This is a genomic window from Halovenus halobia, from assembly GCF_051414135.1.
Classification (GTDB): domain Archaea; phylum Halobacteriota; class Halobacteria; order Halobacteriales; family Haloarculaceae; genus Halovenus; species Halovenus halobia.
In genome coordinates this window covers 268,997-286,077 of sequence record NZ_JBLKOA010000003.1, presented here as the reverse complement: position 1 = coordinate 286,077, position 17,081 = coordinate 268,997, and the positions used below count along the sequence as shown (strand labels likewise).

The window sequence follows — 17,081 nt, the reverse complement described above, 5'->3', positions numbered from 1 at the left end:
CCAAGAGTTTCGAACCAGTTGATTCGGATACTGCACTCAATCTGCACCTGTTGTCTGGATATACCATTCACAGAGTTGTGTATTGGTCCCGGACTCGTCTTATGGCGGATTGTCTGCCTCGTTCAGGAGTTCGAGGGTCCCTGTATCGTATGTGCGCCGCCAGAGGTAATGGACCGCTCGTGCTACAAGTTTCGGCTCGGTGACGCTGATACAGGAGTGAGGAGGGTCCGCTGACAGCGCATCTGGCGGTTCGTGAAAATGCTTGGTTGGGGCGTCTGGTTTTGGATGGTAATCGAACCGAAAGTCAACGTCTTGACTATCAGTGTGATGGAAATTATAGTACCCTGTTCGGTACCACCGAATATCAAATCGGCACCAGTCCGCGTCGCCAATTCCGTCACTGAACTGTACCACGAGTTTCGTCGGGTCCAGCAGGCTGTCGAATCCTGCTTCGGAGACAAGGCCATCCAGCCTCGTAAATTCCTCCCGAATCTGTTCCAACGCTGTATCATCTAATGGCCCGACTTCTCCCTCGATATCTGCGTCGGGTTTCATTTATGCCGCCGATTGCTCGGTGTCGTTGTTGAGCGCACCTTGCTCACGCGACGAGTCCTGAACAACGGTACTGGAATCCGCGACACGAGCAGCAGCGGAGTGGCTATCGTCGGGGTCGAAGTCATAGAGTGAGAGTGCTGCTTGGGCAATTTCGAGGTTCTGTTCGATCTGTTGCCAGCGGGTAACATCTTGCCAGCCGTCGTCGCCGGGGTCCAGTTCGAGGGCTAGTTCATCCACGTCAATCACGTCATGCTGCTCTCGGAAGTCACTCAGTTCTTCCTTGAGGTCTTGGATGGCATCTCGAATTTCACTCTTTGTGTGTTCGCGGTGGATGGCCGAGATACGTCGCATGGCCAACATCTGTGGCGCGCGCATATACTGGGTTCCAGAGTCTGTATTGACTGCTTTGACGCGGCCAGTTTCCGCCAGCGCAGAGAGATATTTCCGTGCAGTCGGCTCGCTCACGTGTGCACGCTCGGCAACCGTGCTTACGTCTTGTAGCTCGGTGGTGACATCGATGACGTGCCTGACGCGGTCAAACGTGTTCGTGTCTGCTTTCCACTCCTCGATAGCGGCTTCATTCACGTCACCCTTCCAGAGTTCGTTAGGAGCGTCAGACTTGGTCATGTGTACGTATGGTTGACCGGCTAGAGATAAAAATGCTTTCCTAGAAAAAGATATTTTTCCATAAGCAGATATACTGTTATATACTCAATAGACTATTGATTAGAAGGACAGGTCAGCAACTCAGAGGTAGCGAACCACGGGACGGAACCGCCGCGTTTCAGAATCGTTCAGGAAGTGAACGAATATAATCTGGACGTATATCGTAAGACCGACCGTTGTCTTGCGATTTAGTCCTGAAAATATGCCATGGGCGCTGCAGGCACTCGCTTTTGCGACGAACAAATCGACTTTTAGGGCGTGAGATGGCCAGATTCGAGGGCTTGAGATCCCGCAATTCTGACTTCATTCATCCGTTTGGCCTATAGTAAGACATACACTTGGCCGGCATCGACATGGGAACGAATGTCGAGATCGTTGTGGTATCCGTCAGTCGAGGATGTTCTTGCCATCCACGACGATATCGTTTCGGAATACCCGAATACGCCTTCCGGTGTCAAAAATCAAGGAGACATCGAGTTCGCGTTGAGCTACATCGAAGAGGGAAGTTTCGGCTCGGCACCAGAGACGGTTCACGAGAAGTCATATTATCTCCTCCGACTCCTCGTCGCCAACCACCCCTTCGTCGATGCGAACAAACGTACTGCTCTCAACACAGTGGTCGTCTTCTACTTTCTCAATGGCTATCGGTTCGAATACGATGAGGAGATCAGAACGATCTTGAAACAGTTCGGCACAGATGAGGCGGCCGTCGATACGGAGGGAACCGTCGAGTATCTCCGAGCGCATACCGAAGAGATGGATTTAGTCGGTGAAATCGAAGAGTGGCGAGACGACCTGATCCAGTACGGCATAGCGCAACTGACCGACGATTCGTCGGACCCGAACGACTAACAGCGTTCAGCGCATCAATTCAGATATGGCTACTGAAGAAGGAGCGGACACAGAGTCTCCACTCGACGAGGTGATGGAAGACATCCGTCGGGAGTTGGTTCAGCGGGTCGCGGCTGAAGACCGGAACGCGAATCGAGACATCTACGACGCCCTTGAAGACGAATAACTCGCCAGTGTTGCAATCGGCGATTGATTTTCTCTGTTGCTACCAAGGTAGACGTACGCGAACTCCGGTGGGCACCACCTGCTAGGCTACGCAGTGAACGAAAGCAAAGACATTGCAACCAGAGAAAGCTAAACAGAAAATACAGAGCTTGAATGCCCTGATTTCGGACGGCGAAGCCAATATGGGCGCTGCAGGCTTGCGTTCAGTCGCTGAACGAAGTCCCTTGCTGGGCCTGAACCGGCCGAATTCGGGCGTCTGAAATCGGTGGTTCTGACCGGTGTGTTCGCATCTACAGAGCCATGAGTCTCGAACCAATCGACCCGAAAACTGCGCTCGAACTGTACCTGGCCGACAGGGAGAACAACGTCACCGAAGCAACAATCTACTCGCACCGCTCTCGGTTGGGCCATTTCGTTCGCTGGTGTGACGAACAGGAGATCACAAACCTGAACGGTCTGACTGGACGGCAACTTCACGAGTATCGGCTGTGGCGGCGTGATGAGGGTGATCTCGCACCCGCCACGGAGAAAACACAGATGGATACCTTGCGTGTGTTCATTCGCTGGGTGGAATCCATAGACGGCGCACCCGAAGATTTGCACGTGAAGGTTCGTTCGCCAAACCTCACCGGCGGTGACAACGTGCGTGACGTGATGCTGGAACAAGACCGTGCGGAAGCGATACTGGAGTATCTTCGTCGGTACGAATACGCCTCACGTCCGCATGTGGTCATCGCCCTAATGTGGCATACAATGATGCGCATCGGTGCGATTCGTGCCCTCGATATTGACGATTACAATCCGGAGGAACAGTCCATACAGGTAGTCAATCGTCCCGAGTCAGGGACGCGAATCAAGAACGGTCGTGACGGCGAACGGTTCGTTGCACTCTCTGACGAGGTGTGCATGATGTTGGACGACTGGATTGACCAACGCCGTCCCAAAACGAAGACGAATGCTGGTCGAAAATCACTGGTCTCGACATCACACGGAAGAGTTCATCGAACGACGTTACGCGGCGATTGTTATCGGTTTACTCGCCCGTGTGTTTCCACTGGAGAGTGTCCACATGGACGTGAAATCGACGAGTGTCCGGCAACGGAGTACGATAGTGCCTCGGAATGCCCTTCGAGCGTGAGCCCGCATGCATTGCGGCGCGGTGGGATTACGCACGCTTTGTCCGAGGAGTGGCCGATGAAAGCCGTCGGTGATCGAGCGAACGTTTCTGAACAGGTACTCGAAAAACACTACGACCAGCGCTCTGCGAAAGAGAAGATGGAGCAGCGAAGGGGGTACTTGGATAGTCTCTAACAGGGCTTACCCTTTTTCAGTTGCGACAGGTATTAGTAATGTTGCTACAAATATGTAGTAAGAAATGGCCCATACCCCAACCGTCTCTGAGGAAACCGAGTTTGAGAGGTATCCTCGTTTGCTCCCGGATCAGGAGGCTGTTTGTATTGGGCGCGTTCGTAGCAACACAGACTCCGACGAGTCAATGGCGTACTATATTCACGGGCGGGGAGAGGTTTTGGTTGGCACGTACAGCGACTGTGAGTTCATGCCAGAATCTACGGTTGCCTGTGAGAGTCGGTTGATGTCTGCCTGCACGCATGCGTTCAGCACAACCGGTACAGAGGTCGAGCTATCGAGCGTTGGAAAAGCACTCCTGCAGGCATGGCATTTCGGCGAACACACGCCTCTCAGCCACAAACAGGCCCACGTCTACGCACTCCGAGAAAAATCAGGGTTCAGCCGGGACGAAACAGCCGCGATCCTCAATATCTCCCCGAGTACGGTGGATACACATCTCCAGCGAGCGAGCGAGAAACTCACTGCTGCAGAGAACCTCCTCCAGTTCGTCCAGACTGATCCCGAGAAACTTTCAGATGTCCATCCGGATTTCTTCGAGGAGGCAGGTATCGACGACGATTCCCACCAACCAGACGATCTCACATCCCGTTCATGAGCGGAGGAGACGCTGAATGAGTCGCTTTCCGTCGCCAGCACACGCAGACCGTATTGACGAGCGAATCCAGACGCTCGATGATGGATTTGAACGCCTCGGGGACGAGGATACACCGTTTACACTTCGGAAAGGCGGGGAATCACTGGAGAAGGCAAAGCAGTTACACAGTGAACGCGAGGTTTCCGAGCGCAAACGCGACGAGGAATCCAACGAACCAGTCACCAGAATGCTATCGGAGTGGCGTGCAGACATGATGGGACTGGATTTTCCACTGGTCGATACTATTCCGCTCGATGAACAACGGAGCCGGGCGAACCAAGTAGCCGAGTTAGCTGTTGAGGAGGGCTTCGTCGATCAGATCGATCGTAACGTAGAGTTTCGAGATGAAACCGTTCGGGGCAAGTACTGGCGCGGCGTTCAACTCATCGAGATTGGAGCCGATCCCGAGGACTTTCCTGGTTTTCGAGAGGGAATTGTACTTGCGCACGAACTGGGACATGCCTTCTACGGAGTGTGGAGCCCAGACAGTGGCATCGAAGAGCAACCACGACTCTTCCAATCGGAGACCGAGAAAACACAGGCGCGGGCCCTTTCCGAACGGCTCCATGGCCCATTCCTCGAAACAGACGGTCCATTCGTGGACTATCGACAGGGAAGCGACGAGGAATTAGCTGCTGCCGTGTTCGCTTCCCGGATTATCGAGCCAATGGCTGCGCAACGAATCGCACCTGAGGCAGTTCGGCAATTGGAAGAAGCCTATGGCGAGTTGTCTGAGAAGCTGTTTTGAGGACCAATCTACGACAGAGCCAGAATTGTCGTCAGCCTTTGTATACTATGCAAATATTTGCAAAACGCGCAAACAGCGTGTACTGGTCTCTTTCACTCACTGCCTCGTCTGTTCGTCCCGACCACGCGCACAACTGTTCCTTTTCGAGCGAAAAGCTCGACCGACCTTCGAGGCACTGTTCCTGAAACAGACAGTGCATTTTCCGTTCGACCAATTGGTTGCTCGCTCGTCTGGAGTGTAAGCATCGACGGTCACCTTGGTTCATATGCGATGTCGCCCTCTTCGCTCGTCATGGTCAGTCGTATCGGTCTTTGAGATCTTCAAGTGCTCGCCGGAACTGGTCGCTGTTGATCGGCGGGCCTTTCGATGCCTGCGCTTCCAGTACACTCGTGTACGTGTTGAATTCATCGGAATTCGGATCAGTCGAAAGGATGCATTCGCCGTAGTTATCTAGTGCTCGCTGGATCGTCTGTGCGTAGTGGTCGTAGGCACCGTCGATCCAGTTCCAGTTCTCGTTGACCTCCTCAAACAGTGCTCGATAGACAGTTGCTGCAGCGAGATACCTGCCGCGGTCGCGGTACTGCTCAGCTATCTCGAAAAACCGCGAGAAGTCGATTGCGATAAATACAGTTGGGTCGGCACGCTGTTCGAACAGTTGACCGATCTCCTCGCGATACTCCTCGACGGATTTGTGCTCGTCACCGAACCGTGCGAGAAACTGGTCGCGTAACTCTGGTTTCGTGGCGAGCGCGTCGCGCACGAAACTGCGGAGGTCCTCAGCGGACACCTCGTCAAGTGCGGTTTCGATCTTTTCACTCTCGTCGGGAGGCGGGTCCGCAGCGAAATCAAGCAATGCCGCGACGACGTGTTTGCAATCGCCCGCCCCATCATACGGGCATGTGCAGTGAATGTCGGCGGCATCTCCGCTCAGTTTGACAGTCACGTCGTACAGGTTCGTGCCCTGAACAGTCGCGGTGACGAGGTCGCCGAATCGACCGATTTGCTGTATTCGACCTTCTCGACGGTAGCTTTGGCCGCGTTCGAATACGGCATCTGTACACCGGTCCGAGATCATCTCTTCGTCGACATTCATTTGTCTCGGCTACGCGGGCCAGCGGGGAACTGTTTCTGGATCGCCTACTGTCCAGAGAATTCCATGCTGAGTGTGAGCCACACCTGTTTTCGTTCAGTGATCGAACGATTGTTCTCTCAGAAAGTTCCGCTTTTGTACTCCAGTCTGGCGGTTTGATTGCGATGGGCGCTGCAGGCGCTCGCTCGCGCAACGAACGAATCCACTTTCAGGACGTGAGGCGGCTGAAATCGAGTGTTTGAGAATCGAGAGAGATGTTTAGTCATTGTCATAAATTTGCACCCGTGCTGAATACAGAGCTGTCTCTTACCCACAAATCGAGCCGCTGCCGAAATGGATGAACCCGACGGAAAATCCCGATATCTGCAGAGCTAACGCCCTTATCGAACGATTTTCCGACTTCGCGTACCCGTGTTCAGCAACCCACCTCCACCGAAATCACCACCCAATTTAGGCCTTACACCGGTCCTCAGATCACAGATTAGGGCCAAGAACGTCTGAAGCGTCCGTTCAGGGCTTGGTAAACTTATGGGTAAGAGACAGGAATACAGAGCGCATCAGCACTGGGGAGTTGCTGAGTATGACTACGTTAAGTACTCAATACAGTCGAGTGATTCGACTCGGATGTTAGGTCTGCTCCGATTCGAGTTCCTCCACTCGCTGTTTCAGCTCTTCGACTTCCTCTTCGACGTTATCGTGGTCTCTTCGGTTGAGAAGGACAATTGCACCGATGAGTAGTGGTGCAGCAACGAGGGCGAACAGCAGGAGGACTAACAGAAATTCAGGTACCATACCGCATGGTTTTGGTTGGGTTAGTTTGATAGTTTCGCAAGGTTACTGAACATGAGATTCCGTCTTGATATAGCAAGAAGCCATTGCTTGATGCTGCATAGATGCTCTGATGCTCTGTGTTCAGTACCCGAAATCCATCAAAAAGTAAGGATATTACGTTAATCGGCCATTGCGTGTCACTGTCGGAATGGAGACGTACGCGAACTCCGGTAAATGCCACTTGACCGCCAATCGAACGAAAGCCAACTCTCAGCCCAACCCTCTAAAACACCATAACAGGGCCTAAGTCTACCATCTTCTGGAGGAAAACAGGTATGGGCGCTACAGGCGCTCGCTTGCACGTCGGATGAATCCACTTTCAAGGCATGAGACGGCCAAATTCGGCGGATTTAGAACTGTGACGTTTGCTGAGCTACGACACGACCGTGTCTTGTCCAAGAGACAGCACGCACCGGCCACGATCTTGGTCTGGTGTAGAGGTGTCCAGCTAGACGTGAAAATGTCACGAAATGTTATATTATTACCGCGGTCGGCTGGCGGCATAATAACCAGACTGTTCTGTCGGCCCAGAGGGCCGATCCAGAAGCAAGTCGATATGCACCTGCGGCCGAAATTTTGTGAGAACTACCGAGTAATTATCGTATTGTTCAGCATCTTTTATTTACAAATGTCCGTTGAGACGGAGATTTTTTATACAGGAATTTATTACAAAATACTCAGCACATGACCCAGCGACTGAATCGGTGCTGCGATGAATTCTCGGTTCTCCACGCTGAACGGAAGTGTTCACCTGATTGTCGGCTCTTGTACCGTCCACCGGCGGCATCTCACCGCTCGTTTGTGACTACCTTCGCTCGCAAGACACTCTTCTGAGACACTGATACCCATGAGCGTAACTCGATCCCAACGACTACAAAAGTCGTTTCTAAAATATCAGCACATCTTCGTCTTCGCAGCGCCAGCAGTATTCGTGGCGCTGGTCCTGTTTGCCGCACCGACCGGCGAGGGCGGCGGGCTGGACTACTGGCTAAAGTACTGGTGGCTGTTCCCCTTCTTCCTGCTCGGGGCGACGACAGTAAACACGGTCGGGATCAGCGGCTCGGCACTGTTCGTGCCGTTTCTGATCTTCATTTTCCCACTATTGTCGGGGGAGACGCTTACTCCGGAAACGCTCGTGAAGGTCGGGCTGATCAGCGAATCGTTCGGCCTCTCAGCCTCAGCGATCGCGTTCATCCAGTACGGGCTGGTTGATCGGCGACTCGCGCTGACGATCGTCACCGGGAGTGTTCCGTTCGTTATCGCCGGGGCGCTGCTGTCCTTTTTTATCCCGGAGCCATTGTTTCACGCGGCTCTCGGCGCGGCGCTACTCGCCGCAGGCTACCTGATGCTCAACGCCGACATCGGCCATGGTGAGCCGGACGAGACCGACAATGCCGTCTCGACCGACGGTGGCTCGCAGGCGGACCTTCCCGATGACGACGGGAAACTCGGTCCCGCAGGCGTCGATGCGACCGACGAGGGCGAAGTCACCCGGATTGACCGCGAGGGCGACACCTATGAGTACTCGTGGTCGGGCTATCTCGAACGGTTCGCCAACTACAGCGTCGGCGGGACGTTCCAAGGGCTGGCCGGCTTCGGCAGCGGCGAACTCGGGATCATCTCTCAACTACGGACCGGCGTCCCAACCCGTGTTGCCATTGGGACCAACCACATCATCGTCGCAACGACGGCGATCCTCGCCTCGCTCGTGCACGTCTTCGGCGGGACGATTCTCGGCGCGTTCGGTGTCGGCGGCGTTCACTCGCTGAGTCTTGCCTCGACGCCGTGGAATATGGTCGTATTCACGGTTCCTGCGACAGTCACCGGCGGACAGATCGCTCCGTACGTCTCGAACGCGCTCGATACGAGAACTATCCAGACAGGAGTCGCCGGCCTCTTCGCAACTATCTCGGTTGCGCTGTTCCTGATGGCTGGTGGAGCCGGGATCTAATGCAGCCAGACATACAACAAACACCTATGTATAATCACTTACTCTTGCCAACCGACGGGAGCGACGGGGCTCTAACAGTTGCCGAACACGTCGGCTCGCTCGCCCGACAGTACGACGCGACGGTTCACGTGTTTGCGGCTGCCGACACGCGCAACAGATTCGAGGGTCCGACAATTGGCTTGGGAACCGAGGCGTGGAAAGACGCTGAACGCGAACGCGCCGAGCGAGCCGTCGATGACGCTGTCAGTACGCTTTCGGACGAGATCACCGTCGAACGCCACGTCGAGTCGGGGGTCCCTCACACCGAAATTCTCGACTACGCCGACGCGGCCGACATCGATCTCATCGTGATGGGAACTCACGGCCGAACGGGGCTTGACCACTACCTGATCGGCTCTATCGCAGAACGTGTCGTCCGGCAATCACCGATCCCGGTACTGACGGTCCGCATTGCCGACGAGTGAGCGCAGGCTGCGGCGATTGAGCGCGCTGAACGCTGGGAGGCCGGTGATGAGGTGCCGCATGTTGTCAACTTCGAAGACCGCGCCCGTCTCCGCCAGATACTCACCGACCGGCGAATGGAACTGCTCGACGAGGTAATGGATCGGCCCCAGGAGAGCATCCGAGCGCTCGCAACGCGTCTCGATCGGGATGTCCATGATATCCTCGACAATCTGCATCTCTTGGCCGAGTACGATATCATCCACTTCGAGGAGAACGGTCGGGCGAAGAAGCCATACGTTCCGTACGAAACGTCCGTCTTGAGGTTGAGTTTGGCCAGCACCGTGAAGACACCTCAGAGTCGCCGGCTTCGGCATAGGCGATTTTCGAGAACACTCAGTCGTCTTCACACGGACCGGGACCAAAGCTGTTGGAAAAGTATAAAGTTAGGATGCACGCTAAGTGAGCGGTTAGGTCATGAGAAACGGTGTGAAACCAACAATGGCTGACTGCTGAATGCACGCTCTGTATTCAGCACGCGAATTCTGAGAAAAATATGGCTGGTGTGTCAATCTGCCATTGATTTCACTGATGTCACTAATGTGGACGTACGTGAACGCCCGTGGGCACCGCTTGCTGTGTTACGTATCGAACGAAAGCAAACGTGGCCCAATCGAATGAGTCTAAACCGAAAGAATAGAGTTTGAAGGCCCTGATTTCGGAAGGTAATCCCACTATGGGCGCTGCAGGCGCTCGTTCGACTGTCGAGCGGATCGTCTTTTCGGGCCTAAGACGGTCGAAATCGGGCCGCTCAGATCGATAGTTTTTGAGAAGGATCCCCCATCCGCGGTTGGACACGATTACAGTAGTTCATCAATCCAGTCACACCACGATTGAAAATCCTCTGCCCCACATTGCTTGGCGATATTGCGCAACGTATCACCGCTGATTTCTTTTCCCATCGGAATCGTTACATTCCGAATCTCGCCGGTTTCTGGGTGTACGTATCGAAGTTTCAGATGACTCCCCGCTCGGTCAACTGGCTGGTACCCCATCTCTGTGAGGGCATTCACCAGTTCACGGGATGAATACGGCGCAGGCACAGTTACTCCGAAAACCAGGGTGCGTCAGGTTCGCGTGGTTCGTCCGGAACAGCGTCCGGGTCGATCCCCAAATCACGAAGGTCGGCATCAGTTACGGGTTCGCCAATCTCTCCCTTGTGCAGGGCGACGGCTTCGTCTAGATTCACGAGTGCTTCCGAGCGCGTTTCGCCCTGGCTCGCCACACCAGTTTCTTTGTCGATGGCTGACCACCCGCCGCCTTCCTCTTCGACGAGACGAATTTCACGGCGTGGTGTGTCTGAATCACCAGTGTCAGCTTTCGCCATACTGGCATGTAGTTCGGAGACCAACAAAACGCTTCGGGACTGTTGGTATCAGAGACAATAGGGACTTACTTTTCGCCAAGATTTTCCAGAGCCTGTGCAAACTGGTCTCGGTGAAAATCCGCTCCCGACGAAATGCGTGTTTCTAACACAGAAGCGAACGACTCGAACTCTTGCGGGTCAGGATCGGTTCGCTGGACGGATTCGACATATCCGTCGAGCGCAGTCTGGAACGATCGCGCGTAGTGGTCGTATGCAGCGTCCACGAGCTGAATATTGTCGTCAATCGCTTCGAATAGTCCGCGGTAAATTGCTACCGCAGCGCGATACCGGTCTTGGTTTTGATACTGTTCTGCGAGGTCGAAAAACCGAGAGAAGTCGATTGCTTCCAGAACAACTCCGTGGTTCTGGGAATGCTCATCAAACAACTGAGCAACTTCTTCTCGATACTCTGGAGCGGATTTGTCCACCGTTTCGGCGAAACGTGCCAGAAACTGCTCACACAGTTCGGGGTTGCGGGAGAGAATCTCTCGAAGAAACGAGCGGAGTTCGTCTTTCGTGAGGTCCGCAAGGATACTATCGATACGGTCACTCTCATCTCGTGGGCCATCTGAGACGACCTGCAGTAATACTGCGACAATGTGCTTGCAGTCACCCGGGCCATCGTATGGACAGGTACAATGGACATTGAGGTCAGAGTCTGCAAAGTCGACAGTGACCTCGTAGAGATTCGATCCCTGGACTTTGGCTGTCACGACAGTGTCGAACCGGCTGATCCGTCGAATACGCTCCTCTTCGCGGTACGTCTGTCCCCGCTCGAAAACTGCGTCTGTACAGCGGTCCTGAATCGTCTCTGTGTCGATATCCATAGCGTATCTAGAAATACTGGACAGTCACCAATGAGGCTCATGATCACGAAGAAGATCAAGCGACTTGAGTCGCCAGAAGATTGGCCCCCGACACATTCAACGGGCCAATGATTAGACGTATTGGACCACACTGGAGATGTCGTGAACCACGGGACTGAACCGCCGCGTTTCAGAATCGTTCAGGAAGTGAACGAATATAATCTGAACGTATATCCTGAGACCGACCGTTGTCTTGCGATTTTGCCCGTGAAATCTGCTATGGGCGCTGCAGGATTTGAACCCGCGGCATCTTGGTCCGAAGCCAAGTGCTCTGTCCAAGCTGAGCTAAGCGCCCGGCATACCGAACAAACCAACGTCGGAATAAAAACTCCCCGATTCGAACCGCACTGTTGTAACGAAAACTCATTTATACATCGTGGACGAGAAGACAACAAGGTAGCAGATAGAGACGGGGTTACATCTCTGCCCTGTATGGGATACACAATGTACGAACTTGGCCCAGAATTCGATAACAACGCCCTCGAACCGGGGACGAACCTGCTCGTCTCTGGCCCGGCGCTGAGCGGGAAGCGCCGGCTGGCGTTCGAGGCGCTCGCATACGGGGGGAACAACGGAGAGGGGTGTGTTATCGTCACGACACGAGATAGCTCTGACCGCGTCCTCACCGATTTCAACTCCCTGCTTGAATCACCTGACGACGCCAATCTCGGCATCGTCGACTGCGTAACCAAACATCAGGGTCGGTCCGCCAACGATACGGACCAAGTCAAGTACACGTCCTCGCCGATGGATATGACCGGCATCGGTATCAAGTTCTCCGAGTTCGTCGAGGAGTTCTATACGAACCGCGGCGTCAAACAGAACCGTGTCGTGATGGATTCGCTCTCGACGCTGTTGATGTACTCAGACCTCCAGACCGTGTTCCGGTTCATGCACGTCCTGACCAGCCGTATTGAGGACGCCGAAGCTATCGGGATTCACGTCCTCGAATCGACGGCGCACGACGATGAGACGCTGAACACACTCAAACAGCTGTTCGACGGTATCGTCACTGTCGATGAGGACCGCTCTGTCTCGATGCAGTTGCCCGGCACCGCCTGAGGTGCGGTAGGTCTTTTGGGCTGGCGGCGCTCGTCTTCCTATGGTTGTAGTAGGTCAACAGACACCGGATTTCCGTGCCTCGGCGTTCGTCGGTGACGGCGGTGAACTTCTCGAATTAGTCTCCGAAATCAAACAGCACGAGGCAGTCGTGCTCCTCTTTGCGCCGGCGGATTTCGTCGGCTCCTGTACGGCGGAGTGGCTCGCCGTCCAGGAGGCGTGGGGCGACACTCGTGGGCTTGCTCTCATTGGAATCACAGGTGATAGTCTGTTCAGCCACGCCGCCTACGCCGACGAGTACGAGGTCCCGGTCCCACTTGTCTCGGACTTTCACGCTGGCATCGCCGACCAGTACGACCTGTTGCTGAGTGAGTGGGAGGGCCATCAACATATTCCCGCCAGAGCGACAGTCGTCATCGACGGCGACTGGGAGGTTCGGGCCGTCGAGCAGGCCGACCCGCTCGCGCAGGAGTCGCCCTCGCCGAGCGAACGCGCGACGCGGGAACTCGACGAACTGGGCTTTGACCTCCCGCGGCCGGATGTCGAATACGACGGTTAGTAATCGACGACGAGGAGTTCGCTCTCCAGACGACCCCGTCGCATCTCGAAGCGCTCGGTTGGCTCGACGCCGAGGAGATTCGCCCGGGTCGTGTGAATCACGGCCCGGCGACAGGGTGAGGCAGCCAGTTGCTCCGCGAAGTCGGCGTACAGCGGCCGAACATCACCGCCGGTCCTGATGCCGAAGGGCATGTCCGTCACGACGATATCACCGTCGAGTAACTGCTCGCGTGCGTTCGCAACTGCGAATGAAATCTCGCCTGCGAGCCCGGCGGTGCGGGCGTTCTCGCGCGCTCCGGCCACTGCTTGCTCGTCGATGTCTGCGCCGACGATACCGACATTGTGACTTTCGTGGCACTGTTCTGCCAGCTCATCCGTCCCGGATTCGATGGCAGGACAGCGAAGCCGCCGGAATGCGAGTTCCTGTCCAATCTCGACTGGACGGCCGAGTTCCGCGCCAGCAGCTTCGATTGGAATCGTTCCACAGCCACACATCGGGTCGACGACAACGTCGCCGGAGCGAGGCGCGGCCAATCGGTACATCGCGGCGGCCATCGTGGGCCGAATCGGTGCCTCGTGCTCGAACGTCCTGTTCTGGCGGCGGTGTAACGACCGCTGACCTGTCGTGTCCACGGTGACGATAACACGCTGCTCGCGGACGAACACCCGAAAGATGAGGTCAGGATTTTCGAGGTCGACCGGCGGGCGCTGGTTTGCGGGGTACGAGTCGACGATCGCCTGTCCAACCCGAGACTCGACATCCGGGCTCTCGAAGGAGTGTTCACCGCGGCGCTGTGCACGGGCCGCAAACGACTGGTCGGTGTCGAGATACTGGGTGATGTCCACTTCCGCGACGAGGTCGGCAATCTCCCCGAGCGAGTGACACTCTCCTCGAGCGAGTTCCAGCAGGACGCGGTGAATCGTTCGCCCGCGGGTGTTGAGCAGCGGTATCGCTGTCGGCGGACCAGCACACTCAACCATGCCGGGATACAGTGTGGCGGCGTTGCTGAGTCCCAACTCTGTGAGTTCGGCCCCAGCAATCGCTTCGAGTCCGCGGTTGGTCGACACCAGAAAGCGCCACGGCCGGGCTTCGGAGTCGTGAATCCGCACGACGAGTTATTCCTCGGTCGACGCCGAGGGGCGACTGCTCGCCTTCGCTGTGGCTTGTTCGTCCTCGGCCTCGTTTTCGTCTTCTGTCTCCTGGAGTCGCTCTGGGTACTCGACATCGTCGAGAATCGCGTCGACATCGAGGCCCTGCTCCTCGGCCAGCGCTTTGAGGAGTGCACGCTGTTCGGCCTGTTCGCGTTCGATGTGGTCGACCTGCTGGCTGGTCTTCTGGAGGTCTTCTTGGAGCTGTTCGACCTGTTCGATGACCTGATTGATCTTCTTGTAGGTCTCCTCGCCAACTTTGACGACCCGCTGAATCTTCTGTTTCGTGCCTGCGATGTCCATACTGAGAGCTATGCTTGGCGGACTTGTGGGTGTTTCGGAGCGTCAGGCGGTCTCGTCGCTGTCGGCAAGCAGTTCTGAGGCGGTCAGCAGTGAATCGAGTTCGATATCGTGGTCGGCCAGATTCTCCCTGGCGCCTTCCTCGCGGTCGACGACGACGAGTACACGGTTGACGACTGCGCCGGCCTCACGGAGTGCCTCGACAGCGTCGACAGCGCTCTGGCCCGTGGTGGCAATATCTTCGAGCACCGCGATCTCTTCGCCCTGCTCGAACTCGCCTTCGATGCGGTTGCCGGTGCCGTACTCTTTGGCTGACTTGCGGACGATGACATAGGGCTGGTTGGCAGCGACGCTGGTCGCGGCCGCCAGCGGCACTGCGCCGAGCGCGACACCGCCGAGTTTGCCGTCGACTCGCTCGGCGAAGGCTGTCGCGATGGCGTCGAGACAGGCCGGGTCGGTCTCGAAAATGTACTTGTCGACGTAGTAGTTGCTCGTGCCGCCGTGTGACAGCTCGAACTCTCCAAACTTGATCGCGTCGGCGTCGCGGAGCAACTCGATGAGCGACTGCGTGTCCATATCTCTGGGGTCGCCCCGCGATTCCTTGGCTTTGCCGATTATGAGTGGGAATTGTTTGTCGAGCGGCAACGGGTACGTAGACACAGAAAGCCCCCTCACGCTCGACCCCTTTCAGTCCCGCCTAGTAGCTTGTGACACGGGCCACCGCGGGTGGGACTGAAAGGGGCGTTCACGGCGCTCCGCGCCGTGAGCTCGGGAGAGCTTTGCTCTCCCGGTGACTCTCTCAACGAACCCGGCCGACGCAAGCACCGCAACGAAGTGAGACGCGCAGCGAGGGCTGGGAGTTGAGAGAGTCGGGGCTTTCTGGCTGTCCGTCGCAACTTACTAATCCTGTTTTCCTACAATCGAAACTTCTCCCACCGAACGCAACCACTATGAACAATCGGGACACATCCACAACTGAATGGAGGAGTTCGGCTCGAGCGGCGTACGGGGGGTGGCACTGGAGACACTGACGCCTGAGTACGCACTCGGTCTTGCTGCGGCCGCCGGGAGCGTCTTCACGGAGGACCACGACCATGTCGCGCTCGGCCGTGACACCCGGGAGACCGGCGGGATGTTCGCCGACGCCGTTGCCAGTGGACTCGCAAGCGTCGGCTGTACTGTTGACCGACTCGGTGTTGTGCCGACGCCAAGCCTGCAGGCGTACTGCGAACGGACAGGCGTGCCGGGTGTGATGGTGACCGCCTCACACAACCCACCGGAGTTCAACGGCATCAAACTCTGTGGGAGCAACGGCGTCGAACTCACCCGCGACGTGCTCGAAGTCGTCGAGGACCGATTCCACGAGGGCCACGACACTGTCAACTGGCGACGGAGTGGTGAGTCAAACCACGTTGACGGCGCAAACCGTGCGTACCGCGAGGAACTGCTGGCGGCAGTCGACCGCGACGCAATCGCAGACGCTGAACTCACCGTGGCGCTGGACCCTGCCCACGGGGCCGGCGCGCTCACCAGTCCACAGTTGTTCCGTGACCTTGGCTGTCGCGTCCTCACGGTCAACGGCCAGCCTGACGGCCGATTCCCGGGCCGAGACCCCGAACCAGTCAAAGCCCACCTCGGCGACCTCGAATCGCTGGTCAGCGCGACAGACGCCGACCTTGGCATTGCCCACGACGGCGACGCAGACCGGGCGATGGTGGTCGACGAAACCGGCACGCTGGTCGAGGGCGACGCCGTCCTCGCCGCACTCGCAGCGACGACCGTTTCGGCCGAAGATACCGTCGTCTCGGCGGTCAACTGCTCACAGCGGGTCGTCGACGTCGTCGAAGCTGCCGGCGCAGAGCTTCACCTGACTCCCATCGGCTCGACGTATCTCATCACAGCTATCACGGAACTGCTGGCCGAGGGCGTTTCAGTCCCAATTGCCGGCGAGGGCAACGGCGGCATTATGTTCCCGGACTATCGAGTCGCTCGCGACGGCGCGTACACCGCCGCAAAGTTCTGCGAACTGCTCGCCGACCAGCACGCCAGCGAAGTTTTGGAGCCGTACGACGGCTACGCTCAGGCGCGTGCGAACATCGCCTACGACACCGACGCCGAGCGGGCCGCGATGGTCGACGCTATCGAACGGTACGCTTACGAAGCCGATGTCGAGGCTGACACCATCGACGGCTATCGCCTCGATTACGGCGACGCGTGGGTGCTCGCCCGACCGAGCGGGACCGAACCAGTGATTCGCGTTTACGCTGAGGCCCGCGAGCACTCCCGGGCCGAGTCACTACTCGCCGAGATGGTCGAGGCTGTCGAGGCGGCCTAACACACCACCCAAACGTTTTCGCCAGCGAGCACCAACGTTCGATTGTGATCACTCAGTTCCACAGGCGGCGATTCGCACGCGAAC

At 56.6% G+C, this 17,081-nt stretch carries 22 protein-coding genes and 1 tRNA gene; 11 read left to right on the top strand and 12 right to left on the bottom strand.

Annotated elements, in window-relative coordinates; genetic code table 11:
* Positions 1 to 99 precede the first annotated feature (99 nt).
* Positions 100 to 555, bottom strand: coding sequence for a toxin-antitoxin system TumE family protein (locus tag ACMGFM_RS10635; RefSeq protein WP_436902581.1), 456 nt, complete (start codon positions 553 to 555; stop codon positions 100 to 102).
* Entirely contained in the window at positions 556 to 1,182 is a 627-nt protein-coding gene (locus ACMGFM_RS10630; protein ID WP_436902580.1) for a DUF7342 family protein, read from the bottom strand. It lies immediately after the preceding gene.
* 402 nt (positions 1,183 to 1,584) lie between these two features.
* Here ACMGFM_RS10630 and ACMGFM_RS10625 point away from each other — a divergent pair, with 402 nt between their 5' ends.
* The 5 genes from ACMGFM_RS10625 to ACMGFM_RS10605 all read left to right on the top strand — a co-directional run bounded on the left by ACMGFM_RS10625 (position 1,585) and on the right by ACMGFM_RS10605 (position 4,991).
* A complete protein-coding gene (locus ACMGFM_RS10625) occupies positions 1,585 to 2,073 on the top strand; it encodes a type II toxin-antitoxin system death-on-curing family toxin (protein ID WP_436902579.1) in 489 nt (162 codons plus the stop codon).
* Positions 2,074 to 2,098: 25 nt separating this feature from the next.
* Positions 2,099 to 2,239, top strand: coding sequence for a hypothetical protein (locus tag ACMGFM_RS10620; protein WP_436902578.1), 141 nt, complete (start codon positions 2,099 to 2,101; stop codon positions 2,237 to 2,239).
* Positions 2,240 to 2,538: 299 nt separating this feature from the next.
* On the top strand, positions 2,539 to 3,549 hold the full coding sequence (locus ACMGFM_RS10615) for a tyrosine-type recombinase/integrase (protein WP_436902577.1): 1,011 nt from the start codon (positions 2,539 to 2,541) through the stop codon (positions 3,547 to 3,549).
* 247 nt (positions 3,550 to 3,796) lie between these two features.
* The gene (locus ACMGFM_RS10610; RefSeq protein WP_436902576.1) at positions 3,797 to 4,204 is read left to right on the top strand and encodes an RNA polymerase sigma factor; all 408 of its coding nucleotides are present in this window, start codon (positions 3,797 to 3,799) and stop codon (positions 4,202 to 4,204) included.
* 16 nt (positions 4,205 to 4,220) lie between these two features.
* Positions 4,221 to 4,991 (top strand): hypothetical protein, encoded by a 771-nt coding sequence (locus ACMGFM_RS10605; protein ID WP_436902575.1) that lies wholly within the window; start codon positions 4,221 to 4,223, stop codon positions 4,989 to 4,991.
* A 295-nt stretch (positions 4,992 to 5,286) separates the two neighbouring features.
* Here ACMGFM_RS10605 and ACMGFM_RS10600 read toward each other — a convergent pair whose 3' ends face one another.
* Both ACMGFM_RS10600 and ACMGFM_RS10595 read right to left on the bottom strand, forming a co-directional pair.
* Positions 5,287 to 6,084: an SWIM zinc finger family protein gene (locus ACMGFM_RS10600; protein ID WP_436902574.1), complete on the bottom strand. Its 798-nt coding sequence runs from the start codon at positions 6,082 to 6,084 to the stop codon at positions 5,287 to 5,289.
* A 624-nt stretch (positions 6,085 to 6,708) separates the two neighbouring features.
* On the bottom strand, positions 6,709 to 6,873 hold the full coding sequence (locus tag ACMGFM_RS10595; RefSeq protein ID WP_436902573.1) for a hypothetical protein: 165 nt from the start codon (positions 6,871 to 6,873) through the stop codon (positions 6,709 to 6,711).
* 886 nt (positions 6,874 to 7,759) lie between these two features.
* Here ACMGFM_RS10595 and ACMGFM_RS10590 point away from each other — a divergent pair.
* Both ACMGFM_RS10590 and ACMGFM_RS10585 read left to right on the top strand, forming a co-directional pair.
* Entirely contained in the window at positions 7,760 to 8,863 is a 1,104-nt protein-coding gene (locus tag ACMGFM_RS10590) for a TSUP family transporter (protein WP_436902572.1), read from the top strand.
* 26 nt (positions 8,864 to 8,889) lie between these two features.
* Positions 8,890 to 9,327: a universal stress protein gene (locus ACMGFM_RS10585; protein ID WP_436902571.1), complete on the top strand. Its 438-nt coding sequence runs from the start codon at positions 8,890 to 8,892 to the stop codon at positions 9,325 to 9,327.
* Here ACMGFM_RS10585 and ACMGFM_RS16660 read toward each other — a convergent pair.
* Positions 9,286 to 9,570 (bottom strand): hypothetical protein, encoded by a 285-nt coding sequence (locus tag ACMGFM_RS16660; protein ID WP_495849257.1) that lies wholly within the window; start codon positions 9,568 to 9,570, stop codon positions 9,286 to 9,288. The genes ACMGFM_RS10585 and ACMGFM_RS16660 overlap by 42 nt on opposite strands.
* On the opposite strand from ACMGFM_RS16660, the gene ACMGFM_RS10580 reads away from it, so the two are divergent.
* Positions 9,463 to 9,813, top strand: a complete 351-nt coding sequence (locus tag ACMGFM_RS10580) for an HVO_A0114 family putative DNA-binding protein (protein WP_495849256.1) — start codon at positions 9,463 to 9,465, stop codon at positions 9,811 to 9,813. The genes ACMGFM_RS16660 and ACMGFM_RS10580 overlap by 108 nt on opposite strands.
* A gap of 351 nt (positions 9,814 to 10,164) precedes the next feature.
* On the opposite strand, the gene ACMGFM_RS10575 is transcribed toward ACMGFM_RS10580, so the two are convergent.
* From ACMGFM_RS10575 to ACMGFM_RS10560, 4 genes are all read right to left on the bottom strand, one after another.
* Positions 10,165 to 10,407, bottom strand: coding sequence for a type II toxin-antitoxin system HicA family toxin (locus ACMGFM_RS10575; protein WP_436902569.1), 243 nt, complete (start codon positions 10,405 to 10,407; stop codon positions 10,165 to 10,167).
* A 2-nt stretch (positions 10,408 to 10,409) separates the two neighbouring features.
* Positions 10,410 to 10,691 (bottom strand): type II toxin-antitoxin system HicB family antitoxin, encoded by a 282-nt coding sequence (locus tag ACMGFM_RS10570; RefSeq protein ID WP_436902568.1) that lies wholly within the window; start codon positions 10,689 to 10,691, stop codon positions 10,410 to 10,412.
* Positions 10,692 to 10,756: 65 nt separating this feature from the next.
* Positions 10,757 to 11,557: an SWIM zinc finger family protein gene (locus tag ACMGFM_RS10565; RefSeq protein ID WP_436902567.1), complete on the bottom strand. Its 801-nt coding sequence runs from the start codon at positions 11,555 to 11,557 to the stop codon at positions 10,757 to 10,759.
* A 259-nt stretch (positions 11,558 to 11,816) separates the two neighbouring features.
* A tRNA-Arg gene (locus ACMGFM_RS10560) sits at positions 11,817 to 11,891 on the bottom strand.
* Positions 11,892 to 12,040: 149 nt separating this feature from the next.
* Here ACMGFM_RS10560 and ACMGFM_RS10555 point away from each other — a divergent pair.
* Together ACMGFM_RS10555 and ACMGFM_RS10550 are read left to right on the top strand one after the other, a co-directional pair.
* Complete coding sequence (locus ACMGFM_RS10555; protein ID WP_436902566.1) at positions 12,041 to 12,658, top strand: RAD55 family ATPase; 618 nt, start codon at positions 12,041 to 12,043, stop codon at positions 12,656 to 12,658.
* Positions 12,659 to 12,698: 40 nt separating this feature from the next.
* Positions 12,699 to 13,214, top strand: a complete 516-nt coding sequence (locus ACMGFM_RS10550; RefSeq protein ID WP_436902565.1) for a redoxin domain-containing protein — start codon at positions 12,699 to 12,701, stop codon at positions 13,212 to 13,214.
* Here ACMGFM_RS10550 and ACMGFM_RS10545 read toward each other — a convergent pair.
* The 3 genes from ACMGFM_RS10545 to pyrE are packed head-to-tail and all read right to left on the bottom strand — an operon-like array spanning position 13,211 to position 15,238.
* Positions 13,211 to 14,323, bottom strand: coding sequence for a THUMP domain-containing class I SAM-dependent RNA methyltransferase (locus ACMGFM_RS10545; protein ID WP_436902564.1), 1,113 nt, complete (start codon positions 14,321 to 14,323; stop codon positions 13,211 to 13,213). The genes ACMGFM_RS10550 and ACMGFM_RS10545 overlap by 4 nt on opposite strands.
* A 6-nt stretch (positions 14,324 to 14,329) precedes the next feature.
* Complete coding sequence (locus ACMGFM_RS10540; protein WP_436902563.1) at positions 14,330 to 14,665, bottom strand: DUF5798 family protein; 336 nt, start codon at positions 14,663 to 14,665, stop codon at positions 14,330 to 14,332.
* A 42-nt stretch (positions 14,666 to 14,707) separates the two neighbouring features.
* Positions 14,708 to 15,238 (bottom strand): orotate phosphoribosyltransferase, encoded by a 531-nt coding sequence (pyrE, locus tag ACMGFM_RS10535; RefSeq protein ID WP_436902562.1) that lies wholly within the window; start codon positions 15,236 to 15,238, stop codon positions 14,708 to 14,710.
* Positions 15,239 to 15,641: 403 nt separating this feature from the next.
* On the opposite strand from pyrE, the gene glmM reads away from it, so the two are divergent.
* Positions 15,642 to 16,997: a phosphoglucosamine mutase gene (glmM, locus tag ACMGFM_RS10530; RefSeq protein ID WP_436902561.1), complete on the top strand. Its 1,356-nt coding sequence runs from the start codon at positions 15,642 to 15,644 to the stop codon at positions 16,995 to 16,997.
* Positions 16,998 to 17,081 lie beyond the last annotated feature (84 nt).